10 protein-coding genes are annotated in these 10,672 nt (G+C 62.7%); 3 read left to right on the forward strand and 7 right to left on the reverse strand.

All coding sequences use genetic code 11. The annotated features are described in order from the left end of the window. Positions 1 to 606, reverse strand: a complete 606-nt coding sequence (imuA', locus tag NQ018_RS05305; protein WP_257059150.1) for a DnaE2-dependent mutagenesis accessory factor ImuA' — start codon at positions 604 to 606, stop codon at positions 1 to 3. A 215-nt stretch (positions 607 to 821) separates the two neighbouring features. Between imuA' and NQ018_RS05310 the strand changes: the two genes are divergently transcribed. Next, positions 822 to 1,265 (forward strand): hypothetical protein, encoded by a 444-nt coding sequence (locus NQ018_RS05310; protein ID WP_257059154.1) that lies wholly within the window; start codon positions 822 to 824, stop codon positions 1,263 to 1,265. Between the two features lie 9 nt (positions 1,266 to 1,274). Here NQ018_RS05310 and NQ018_RS05315 read toward each other — a convergent pair whose 3' ends face one another. Then, complete coding sequence (locus tag NQ018_RS05315; protein ID WP_257059207.1) at positions 1,275 to 1,949, reverse strand: response regulator; 675 nt, start codon at positions 1,947 to 1,949, stop codon at positions 1,275 to 1,277. A 28-nt stretch (positions 1,950 to 1,977) separates the two neighbouring features. Beyond that, a complete protein-coding gene (locus NQ018_RS05320) occupies positions 1,978 to 3,090 on the reverse strand; it encodes an ATP-binding protein (protein ID WP_257059156.1) in 1,113 nt (370 codons plus the stop codon). 123 nt (positions 3,091 to 3,213) lie between these two features. Between NQ018_RS05320 and NQ018_RS05325 the strand changes: the two genes are divergently transcribed. Further along, positions 3,214 to 4,260: a PspC domain-containing protein gene (locus tag NQ018_RS05325; protein WP_257059168.1), complete on the forward strand. Its 1,047-nt coding sequence runs from the start codon at positions 3,214 to 3,216 to the stop codon at positions 4,258 to 4,260. Here the strand turns inward: NQ018_RS05325 and NQ018_RS05330 are convergent. Together NQ018_RS05330 and guaA are read right to left on the reverse strand one after the other, a co-directional pair. After that, entirely contained in the window at positions 4,257 to 4,721 is a 465-nt protein-coding gene (locus tag NQ018_RS05330; protein WP_257059176.1) for an imm68 putative immunity domain-containing protein, read from the reverse strand. The two genes, NQ018_RS05325 and NQ018_RS05330, sit on opposite strands and share 4 nt — an antisense overlap. 72 nt (positions 4,722 to 4,793) lie before the next feature. Continuing rightward, positions 4,794 to 6,383, reverse strand: coding sequence for a glutamine-hydrolyzing GMP synthase (gene guaA / locus NQ018_RS05335; RefSeq protein WP_257059178.1), 1,590 nt, complete (start codon positions 6,381 to 6,383; stop codon positions 4,794 to 4,796). A 325-nt stretch (positions 6,384 to 6,708) separates the two neighbouring features. Here guaA and NQ018_RS05340 point away from each other — a divergent pair, with 325 nt between their 5' ends. Next, the gene (locus tag NQ018_RS05340; RefSeq protein ID WP_257059180.1) at positions 6,709 to 7,626 is read left to right on the forward strand and encodes an EamA family transporter; all 918 of its coding nucleotides are present in this window, start codon (positions 6,709 to 6,711) and stop codon (positions 7,624 to 7,626) included. 7 nt (positions 7,627 to 7,633) lie between these two features. Here the strand turns inward: NQ018_RS05340 and NQ018_RS05345 are convergent, their stop codons facing one another. Then, positions 7,634 to 8,761: a GuaB3 family IMP dehydrogenase-related protein gene (locus NQ018_RS05345; RefSeq protein ID WP_257059183.1), complete on the reverse strand. Its 1,128-nt coding sequence runs from the start codon at positions 8,759 to 8,761 to the stop codon at positions 7,634 to 7,636. Positions 8,762 to 8,785: 24 nt separating this feature from the next. Then, on the reverse strand, positions 8,786 to 10,306 hold the full coding sequence (gene guaB, locus NQ018_RS05350; RefSeq protein WP_257059185.1) for an IMP dehydrogenase: 1,521 nt from the start codon (positions 10,304 to 10,306) through the stop codon (positions 8,786 to 8,788). Positions 10,307 to 10,672: the final 366 nt, after the last annotated feature.

Below are 10,672 nucleotides of genomic sequence, written 5' to 3' on the forward strand. Positions count from 1 at the left end.
TTACATCACCGTCAGTGTGCGCTGCTCACCGATACTCATGGATGTTTGTGTCCGGCCCCCCTTCGCCATCACCTCTACCTGCAGGTCCACTGCACGGATCCTGCCCGTGCCTTCTCCAATTCCACGAAAGCCCGTGACCGAGGCGCGTATGCGCGCCGCCGGGGAGGCCACCGTTACGCCTACCAAGAGCAACGCCGCAACGCCTGTGCGCAGCTTCCCCAGCAAGGGGCGCGCCTGCACGGGAGTCAGTTGCCGCGCTGCACCGCGGTAGACCACCAGGTCCACGCCTGACACCAGTACCGACACCACAGAAAGCGGATCCGGGCCGGGGTCAGGGATTGCCACGATCCTTTCCAAACTCCCACCCTGCGTAGCCACGGCAGCATACGCCAAATCTGACCAACCCACTACCGCAACAAAACCACCAGATCCGCTCACCTGTGCGATTATCTCAGCAAGAAGTGAGGGCGTATCACTACACTCAGTAATGGCCCTGCGTAGCAAGCCGCCACCAACCAACGCTTCCCCAAGCGGCGGATGCAACGCAAGCACTTCCTCCGCAGGCACCACGTCTACCTGCGGCTGCTTTCCCAACACCTGATCCATCTGCTTTCGCAGTGCAGATATGCGCTCTTCACGACTAAGGGATGCCAACCCCCCGGCCGCTTCAAGTTCTCGCACACCCGTTTGAATCATGGGTTCATGCTAACCCCGCTCAGCACACGCGTCAAGCCCCTCCCCAACGCCCAGCTCAACGCCCCAAACCAACCACACAACCAGCCCAAACAGGGCGCGTCCGGGCCAGTTGCTAGGATGTGCCCATGCTCAACCCTTCCATGTTCAACCCTGGAGCCTTCATCACCCCGATTCCCACCCCGCCCACTGTGCGCCTGGGGGCGTCGTTCCTGCTCGGGGCGGGTGCAGCCGTCCTCACCACAGCCCTGCCCCGCGGCGTGCAAGTGGTGCTGATGGTCCTCTTTGTTGGTGCTGGGATTACCCTGATTTTCTCCCACCCCTACCGGGCGAAAATCCGCAGCTTCCTGGAGGAACGCAACCTGCATTACACGCCCAAATTCGCGCAGATTGTGCCGATGTTCATCATCTGGCTGGCCCTCATGATCGCGCCTACCTTCGCCCCCGCCCCAATATGGATCACCCTGCTGTTCGGCACGGGCGTGTGTGCATGGACATACTGGGTGTTTCCGCATATCGACGGCACCAGGGCGCTCGCATTTCTGGAGAGCACCCCAGGCGCAAAGGATTAATCCACGGGGTTAGTCCAAGTCGCGGGCATGCGCCCAGTGGGTCAGCGCGTGCCGGTTGGACTGCTGCGTCTTCCGCAGGATATTGGAGGCGTGGGTTTCCACGGTTTTCACGGAAATGAACAGTTCACTGCCAATTTCCTTGTAGGTGTAGCCGCGTGCAAGCAGACGGAGCACCTCCAGTTCACGGCGGGTCAGGGCATCTACGATTGGGTCCACCTCCTGGCCATGCTCCACCGCAGCGTCTTGTTCCGGAGCGTCCACTACGCCCGCGCCGGCTGGGTCTGGCTTGGCAAAGGCGTCCAACACGAAGCCTGCCAGGCGTGGGGAGAATACGGCGTCTCCCTCAGCCACCCGCTTAATGGCGGCTACCAGCTCCGCACCGGAAATGCTCTTGGTCACATAGCCGCGCGCACCGGCGCGGATCACGTTGATCACATCCTCGGCGGCGTCGGAAACACTCAGGGCCAAAAAGCGCGGAGAGCCGCTGACCTGCTGCAGCACTGCAACGCCGCCACCTTCGGGCATGTGCACGTCGAGAAGCACCACGTCAGGCTGCGTGGCGTCGATCCCCGCAACGGCCTCCGCGACGCTGCCTGCCTCGCCGACGATCTCCACCTGCTGCCCGATCTCAGCGCGCACCCCGGCGCGGAACACGGAATGATCGTCAACGAGAAACACCTTCATGAGTTCCATTTGTATCACTCAACCGCCCTCACCCCAAGGGCATGCGGATCACAACCTCAGTTCCACTTTCATTGCGGATATCGACGGTCCCGCCCGCGCGCTCCACGCGCTGAAGGATGGATTCACGAACACCATGACGATCCTCATCAACGAGCGCCAAATCAAAGCCGGGGCCGCGGTCACGGACAAAAATACTGAGTTCGTCGAAGCGTTCGGCGTAGACATCCACGGTATCCACCCCGGCGTGCTTGGCGGCGTTCACCATGGCTTCGCGGGCTGCCAGCACAGCCGCCTTGCCCGCGTTGTCCAGCGGCACGTCCTGCCCCACGGTCACGGGTGCGATCCGCACCCCGAAGAGGTCCTCCACCTCACCGGATGCCCGCTCGATGGCGGTGAACACGGTGGCGTCTTCACGCGGATCGAACAACCACTGGCGCAGCTCGCGCTCCTGTCTCCGGGCCAGGCGCTGCACCTCAGGTTCCTCGGAGCGTTTCTGGATGAGCGCCAAGGTTTGCAGCACGGAGTCGTGCAATTGGGAGGCGATTTCCGCGCGTTCATCAGCAGCTGCCTTCTCCGCTCGCTCCTCTGAGATCTTCTCCCACAGGCGGATACCGAAGGGCACGGCGAGCGCGCCCACGCCGAACAAGGTGAGCGCCACCGCAACCACCGCCTGGCCGAACAGTGCACCGTCTTGGCGCTGGAGCGCACCGAAGATCACGCCGGCAAACACCAGCGTTGAGCCCAGAACCACGGTGAATACGGATTGTTTGGTGCCAAGCCTGTCATAGGCAAACCAGGCCAGGGCCGCGCCGACGCCAATCACGGCCAGTGCGATGAACAGCCCGATCGGGAGGCCTGGGCGAAGCAGCACCCCCGAGCCGAGCAGCCCCACCACCACGAGCATGATGTTCAGCGGCATGGAGCTGTGCTTGCGGTCAATCGGCGCGCCCTGCTTCACGGATTTGCTGCAGATCCATACCAGAACATAAATCCATTGCCCGATGCCGAACAAGGTCAGGGCTACGAATCCGACGCGCACCCAGGTCACATTCACGTTAAGATGCGCGGCGAGTCCCGATGCCACTCCCGCGAGGACTGCCCCGTCGGCGCGGCGCTGGAAAGTGGGGTAGGCAGGTTGCATGTGTTGATTCTCCCACGCGGGCTTACACAGGTGGAATCGGGAATGTCCCTGAAACGGCGGGTCGCGCAGAATTGGGGGTACTCCCCGATGTGCCAACGGTAGGCGGCGGCCCACAATGAATGCATGGAATCCTTCACTCACACATGGGCTCAGATGTGGAACACCCGTCCCGTTCGCATGCCTGACACTGCTGGTGCTGGCGTCAGTGAAGGTATTGGTGTTCGCTACCAAATCGACCCCACCCTCGTGCGCATCGCCTTCGTGGTGCTCACGTTCCTCGGCGCCGGCATCCCGCTATATATCCTGGCCTGGGGGTTCATGCCAAAATATTCCCTGGCACAGTCCCCCATGGAGGCACTGTTCGGCGGCAAGCCCGTCACTGACAAAGCCGACAAAGCTGACAAAGTCCTGGAAAAGGAACGTCGCAACGGCATCGCCCTGATCATCGCTTTCGTCCTCCTCGGCGGTCTGAGCGCGTTCTCACTCTCCGACATCCCCGCGTTCTCCGGCGTTGTCCTCGCCGCGTTGGCTTGGTGGGCACTGCACGCTCGCACCCCAGAACCTCCCGTCGGACTGCTGGTCCGCGACGCCGGCCGCGAGCCCACCCATGATCTCAGCTCCTACGCGCCTGCCGACGGGCACAGCGCCCCATTCCAGACGCCCACACCGCCCGCTTGGGATCCGCTGGGCGCAGCGCCGGGGTTGTGGCACCTGCCTGAGCCCGGGGACGCCCCTGAGCCCACCCCTGAAAAGCCGCGCAGGGGGCGCAAGATCGTGCTCGTGGGAGTCACTGTGGCGCTGCTGGTGGCCCTTGCTTCCGCCGCGGGCCTCGGGATTTACCGCGCTGATGTGAAGGTTGAGAATATGGATGTGGCGGTGGAAGATCAGCTTCAGCCCTTGTACCAGACTGGGATTGGCAATATCACCGTAGATTTCTCAAACCTTAAGCCGCTTGAGGAATCACACGATGTGACCGTACGCGCAAACATCGGCCACGTGATGGTCACCTTGCCCGAACACGTGGCCGTGGAGCTGACGTGCACCAACTCGGCTGGCAACGTCACCTGCCCGGACTCCCCCGTGATGCCCGAAGGCGTGGACCCGAACGCGCCCCGCCTGCACCTACACCTAGAAAGCGGCGTTGGTAACCTGACGGTGCAAGAAAGCTAACTTTCTAATTTGCCGCGCAGTTCCTCACTGAGGTCCGCTACGTCGTAGGGTTCCTCGTAGGACTGCGCGGCTTCGTGGTCTTCGGGGCTCAACGCAAAGTATTTCAGTGCGGTGGTGATCTGGGTGTGAGTCTTGGGGTCGGCGTCAATGCGCATCATGCGGTCTTGCTTCCCACCCACCCGGGCCAGATTGAAGCGCCCCACCTTCTTGGACTCCAGCAGCAGCACCGCGAGTACCAACACGGGGTTGTAGGTATAGGAAAAGTAGACCGCGCCCGAATCTGGTCCCGCGTCGAGCTCCCCACCGGTGAAGTTTCCGGCAAGGTCTGTGAGCCCGAGGTCGGAGAAGATGTCTGCCACAGCAATGATCTCTTCGCTCTTGTTGCCCAGGTAGTCCACGAGCGCTTGGGCGTCGTGCTGGGCGGCTGCGCTGACCTCGCCCCAGTATTGATCAATGAACATGTTGCTCCCTTGAGTGTTGTCTTGGCATAACAACGCGGGCACAGGAATCATTTCCTGTGCCCGCGCGTTGTGTTACTCCCACTCAATTGTTCCCGGTGGTTTGGAAGTGACGTCCAAGACCACGCGGTTGACGTCGGCTACCTCGTTGGTGATGCGGGTGGAGATGCGCTCGAGTACGTCGTAGGGCAGGCGCGTCCAGTCCGCCGTCATCGCGTCCTCGGAGGAGACGGGGCGTAGCACGATGGGGTGGCCGTAGGTGCGGCCATCGCCTTGCACGCCAACACTACGGACGTCGGCAAGCAGCACCACCGGGCACTGCCAGATTTCGCCGTCCAAGCCCGCGTTTGTGAGCTCGGTGCGCGCGATGAGGTCTGCTTGGCGCAGCGTCTCCAGGCGCTCTTCGGTGACTTCGCCGATGATTCGGATGCCGAGGCCGGGGCCTGGGAAGGGTTGGCGCGCCACGATTTCCTCGGGCAGGCCGAGCTCGCGACCAACGGCGCGGACCTCGTCTTTGAAGAGCAGACGCAGGGGCTCAACCAGCTCGAACTCCACGTCGTCTGGCAGGCCGCCCACGTTGTGGTGGCTCTTGATGTTGGCGGTGCCGGTGCCGCCGCCGGACTCCACCACGTCTGGGTACAGGGTGCCCTGGACCAGGTAGTCCACGGTGGTGCCTTCGGGTGCCGCCTCCAGGATGGAGGTCACGGCGCGCTCAAAGGAGCGGATGAACTCCGCGCCGATTGCCTTGCGTTTCGCTTCCGGCTCGGTCACGCCGGCGAGCTTGGCAAGGAACGCCTCACGCTCGTCCACGGTGACCAGCTTGGCGCCGGTAGACGCAACGAAGTCATTTTGTACCTGCTCGCGCTCGCCCGCGCGCAGCAGCCCATGGTCCACAAAGACACAGGTGAGGCGGTCACCAATGGCGCGCTGCACGAGTGCTGCAGCTACCGCGGAGTCCACACCGCCGGACAGACCACAGATCGCGCGGCCTTCGGGGCCAACCTGCTCGCGTACCGCGTTGATGAGTTCCTCAGCGATGTTTGCTGGGGTCCAATTCTGCTCCAGGCCTGCAACCTCAGTGAGGAAGCGTTCCAGCACCTGCTGGCCATGCGGGGAGTGCAGCACCTCGGGATGGTACTGCACGCCAGCCATCCGGCGCTCCACGCACTCAAAGGCGGCAACGGGCGCGCCTGCGGTGCTCGCGGTGACGGCGAATCCCGCTGGAGCCTCAGAGACGGCGTCGCCGTGGCTCATCCATACCTTGTGGGTTTCCTCCAGGCCGTCGTGGAGCACGCCACCTGCAACGTTGAGGTCGGTGCGGCCATATTCACGGTCGCCGGTGGAAGCAACGGTGCCGCCGAGTGCGCGGGTCATGTATTGGAAGCCGTAGCAAATGCCGAACACCGGCACCCCGAGTTCCAGGATGGCCGCGTCAAGCTGCGGGGCGCCGTCCTCGTACACCGAGCTAGGGCCGCCGGAAAGAATCAGCGCGGCGGGGTTTTTCGCCTTGATTTCCTCCAAGGTGACGGTGTGTGGAACAACCTCGGAGTAGATGCTCGCCTCACGCACCCGGCGCGCGATGAGCTGGGCGTATTGCGCGCCGAAGTCCACCACGAGCACCGATTTGTGGGCCGTATTGTTGGGTTGTGGAGTTTTCTGTGTCACAAGTTGGCAGTCTACCCTGCCAGCCACTGTTTCCTGAACCCCGCTAGCGTTTGCCGGCCATCCCCAAAAGCTCATCCGACGTGCGCATGTGGGCGTGAAGCTTCACCCGGATACGCGCGACGCAGGATCTCGTGCACCACCACCGGCAAAAAACATATGCTTCGCGCCCACGATTTTCCGCAGCGACCCCGCACCGAATTCACTTTGCCTATCGACGCTGCCCAGCGCCACCACGCTCCCGCACGCAGTGACGCGGATCACTGCCGCAAGTTGCCACTGCAAACCCTATTGGACTTGATTCACCCATTCCTCCAAGATGAAAGGCATGCAGCAGCCGCCCCCACAGCCGCCCTCAACCGCACAACCCGCTTCAGGCCACACCTCTCTCAGTGGCGTGGCTTTTGTGATTGGCTCCTGCATTTCTTTGCAACTGGGCGCAGCTCTGGCAATGCAGTTGTTCCCGCACCTAGGCGCGGCGAGCACCACTGCCCTGCGGCTTGGCATCGCGAGCGTCATCGTGACGCTCATCGTGCGGCCGAAGTTGCGTGGCTACTCGCGGATGCAGTGGCGGGCGATGGCCTTGTTCGGCCTTTCGCTCGGCTTGATGAACACCTTTTTCTACGCGGGCATTGCCCGCATCCCCTTGGGGGCTGCGGTGACCATCGAGTTCCTCGGCCCGCTGCTGCTAGCGGCTGTTCTCTCGAGGCGCCCCCGCGACTTCCTCTGGGTGGCTCTCGCGCTTGCGGGTGTGGCGCTGCTCGGCTTGGACTCGCTGATCGGCACGCCGTTGGACCCCGTGGGCGTGTTCTATGTGCTCTGCGCGGGCGCCTGTTGGGCGGCCTACATTTTGGCGTCGGCGAAGGTTGGCCAAACGGTCCCTGGGTCGAGCGGGCTGGCATTGGGCATGCTGCTGGCTGCGTGCGTGCCGCTTCCACTCGGCATCCCGGGGTTGGGGAACCTCAATTGGGAGCTGTTTGGCATCGCGGCCGCGGGCGCATTGTTTGCCTCGGTGCTGCCGTACAGTTTTGAGTTTGCGGCGTTGCGCAGAATGCCTGAATCCGTGTTCGGCATTCTGCTGAGCCTCGAGCCGGCGTTCGCGGCGCTGTTTGGTTGGCTGCTGTTGGACCAGCCAATCACCCCTTTGGTGGGACTTGCGATCCTGCTGGTGATCGCCGCCTCGGCGGGTTCCACGATAAGCAGGACGCCGCTCCCGCAGAAACCCACCAAGGATGGCAGCGTCTAGTAGACGTCTAGTAGACGCTAATCTCCACTTTTTGGAAACTCTTGAGGTCGGTGAAGCCGCACTTCGCCATTGCCCGCTTGAGGCCGCCCACAAAGTTTTCCTCGCCAAACACCTTGGTGGAAGGGCCGTGCAGGATGGTTTCCAGGCTCACACGCTCAGCACCATAGGGGGTGTTCACCTCCACTCGGGGGAAGCGTGGGTGCGCGGCTGCGGATTCCCAGTAGTAGCCTTGCGCTGCCGCCTCGGAAGCGTTGGCCAGCGGCTGGCCCAGTACCACGGCGTCGGCACCGCAGGCGATTGCCTTGACGGCGTCGCCGGAGAAAGAGATCTCTCCGTCGGCGATCACGTGGACGTAGCGGCCGCCGGTTTCGTCCAGGTAGTCGCGGCGCGCGGCGGCAACGTCGGCAATCGCGGTTGCTTGGGCGCTGCCAATGCCCAGGGAGAGGTCTTGGGTGGAGGCACCGGAGCCGACGATCACGCCTACCACGCCAGCGCGCATGAGGTGCAGCGCGGTGGTGTAGTCCGATACGCCGCCTGCGATCACGGGGATGTCAAGGTTGCCGATGAAGTCTTTGAGGTTGAGTGGCTCGCCATCTTCCTGCACGTGTTCTGCAGAAATGATGGTGCCTTGGACCACCAGAATGTCTGCGCCAGCTTTGATTACCACTGGCGCGAGCTCGCGGCAGTTCTGTGGGGAGACGCGCACCGCCACTACCTGGCCAGAATCGCGGACCTCGCCGATTCGCTGGGCCAGCAGCTCATGGTCGATCGGAGCCGCATGCAGCTTTTGCAGTGCTTTGATGGCGCCGGAGGAGGCCAGTTCGTCGAGCTCGTCCACGCCCTCGGTCACCTCTGCGATTGCGGCGTGGAGGTCTTCGTGGCGGCCCAGCAGGCCCTCCGCGTTGAGCACCCCCAACCCGCCTTGCTTGCCCATCTCAATGGCAAACTCTGGGCTGGCCAGAGCGTCCGTGGGGTGGGACATGAAGGGGATGGCAAAGGTGTAGGCGTCGATGTGCCAGGTGGTGTCTACATCCTTGGAGGTTCGGGTGCGCCGGGACGGCTGCACAGTAACCCGTGACAAGGGGTAGGTGCGGCGCGCCTCGCGCCCAATGCCAATTTCTACGTATTCACGCATGGTGTGTGGGGGTGCTTTCTGTTTCTAGCGGTAGTTCGGCGCTTCAACCGTCTGCTGGATGTGGTGCGGGTGGGATTCCTTGAGGCCAGCGGCGGTGATTTGGACGAATCGTGCCTTTTGCAGGTCAGCGATGGTTGCCGAGCCGGTGTAGCCCATGGAGGCGCGGAGGCCGCCCACAAGCTGGTGGGTGATTTGGTCCAGGTTGCCGCGGAACGGCACGCGCCCCTCAATACCTTCCGGCACGAGCTTGTCCTCGCTCTTCACATCCGCCTGGAAGTAGCGGTCCTTGGAGTAGGACTTCTTCTCACCGGTGAGGCCGCGGCCCTGCATGGCACCCATGGAGCCCATGCCGCGGTAGCGCTTGTACTGCTTGCCTTGGACCACCACGATGTCACCTGGGGCCTCAGCGGTGCCGGCGAGCATGGAACCCAGCATCACTGAGGACGCACCTGCGGCGAGGGCCTTCGCAATGTCGCCGGAGTACTGCATGCCGCCGTCGGCAATGATTGGCACCCCTGCCGCGTGAGCTGGAACCGATGCCTCCATGATGGCGGTGATCTGTGGCGCGCCCACACCGGCGACCACGCGGGTGGTGCAGATGGAGCCTGGGCCGATGCCCACCTTGATGGCGTCGGCGCCTGCTTCGATCATGGCCTTCGCTGCGCTGCGGGTGGCCAGGTTGCCGCCGATGACATCCACGCGGTCACCGAAGCCCTTCTTCACGCGGGAGACCATGTCCAGCACGCCGCGAGAGTGTGCGTGGGCAGAGTCCACCACGAGCACATCCACACCAGCATCCACCAGGGCTCCTGCGCGCTCCCAAGATTCCTCGCCTACACCGATGCCGGCACCCACCAGCAGGCGGCCGGAAGCGTCTTTGGAGGCAAGGGGGTGCTGTTCGGTCTTCACAAAGTCTTTCACCGTGATCAGACCAACGAGCTTGCCCTGCTTGTCCACGATCGGCAGTTTCTCCACCTTGTTAGCGCTGAGCAGCTCCAGCGCGCGCTCCTTGCTCACGCCTTCTTCCGCCACCACCAGCGGCATTGGGGTCATGACCTCGGAGACCTTGCGCTGGAAGTCCTGTTCAAAGCGCATGTCGCGGTTGGTGCAGATGCCCAGCAGCTTGCCTTCGGCGTCCACAACCGGCAGACCAGAAATGCGGAAGCGCGCGCAGAGGGCGTCTACTTCCGCAATGGTCATGTCAGGGCTGCAGGTGACGGGGTCGGTCACCATGCCGGACTCGGAACGCTTCACCGTTTCCACGTGCGCGGCCTGCTCCTCAACGGAGAGGTTGCGGTGGATCACGCCCAAGCCGCCTTCCCGGGCCATGGCAATTGCCATGCGGGACTCAGTCACGGTATCCATCGCCGCGGAGACAATAGGGATGTTCAGGGAAATGTTGCGGGTCAGTTGGGTGGAAGTGGTCACTTCACTCGGGATTACATCAGAAGCATCCGGAATCAACAACACATCATCAAAGGTCAGGCCAACGAGGGCCACCTTGTTTGGATCATCGCCGCCAGTGGACACCACGTTTTGCGTCATTGAATACAAATCCTTCCCTTATGACCAACCAATTCCTTTAAGAGTAGCCATTTTCCTTCCGCGTGAAAACCAAGTGTTCGTGTTGTCACTTCCCCTCACGTTGGTGCCACACCTCACTTTCCGCGCGTTCCGACGCCGCCCGACGCGAGCAGGCTGCCGCGGGGTGTTCAGGCGGGGTGCTGAAGGCTGGGCGGGGTTTCTCTAAGGTTGTCTTCTAGGGGTGTCTTCTAGGGTTGTCTTGTTATGTCCATGGGGTTTTTGGGCACGGAGTCCATAGACTTGTTGGACAGGGAGTCTAGCTTCTTGTTGGACGGGGAGTCCAAGGGGTTTGTGGACAGGTTTTAGGCGCTGGGTGGTCTACGGCTT

It is taken from the genome of Corynebacterium kozikiae, from assembly GCF_024580965.1.
GTDB lineage: Bacteria > Actinomycetota > Actinomycetes > Mycobacteriales > Mycobacteriaceae > Corynebacterium > Corynebacterium kozikiae.

Bases quoted from the DNA above. Each gene is read 5' to 3' on its own strand.
- imuA' (WP_257059150.1), bottom strand. From the start codon at position 606: ATGGATCAGGTGTTGGGAAAGCAGCCGCAGGTAGACGTGGTGCCTGCG.
- NQ018_RS05345 (WP_257059183.1), bottom strand. From the start codon at position 8,761: ATGCGTGAATACGTAGAAATTGGCATTGGGCGCGAGGCGCGCCGCACC.
- NQ018_RS05325 (WP_257059168.1), top strand. From the start codon at position 3,214: ATGGAATCCTTCACTCACACATGGGCTCAGATGTGGAACACCCGTCCC.
- NQ018_RS05320 (WP_257059156.1), bottom strand. From the start codon at position 3,090: ATGCAACCTGCCTACCCCACTTTCCAGCGCCGCGCCGACGGGGCAGTC.
- NQ018_RS05340 (WP_257059180.1), top strand. From the start codon at position 6,709: ATGCAGCAGCCGCCCCCACAGCCGCCCTCAACCGCACAACCCGCTTCA.
- NQ018_RS05310 (WP_257059154.1), top strand. From the start codon at position 822: ATGCTCAACCCTTCCATGTTCAACCCTGGAGCCTTCATCACCCCGATT.
- guaB (WP_257059185.1), bottom strand. From the start codon at position 10,306: ATGACGCAAAACGTGGTGTCCACTGGCGGCGATGATCCAAACAAGGTG.
- NQ018_RS05315 (WP_257059207.1), bottom strand. From the start codon at position 1,949: ATGAAGGTGTTTCTCGTTGACGATCATTCCGTGTTCCGCGCCGGGGTG.
- NQ018_RS05330 (WP_257059176.1), bottom strand. From the start codon at position 4,721: ATGTTCATTGATCAATACTGGGGCGAGGTCAGCGCAGCCGCCCAGCAC.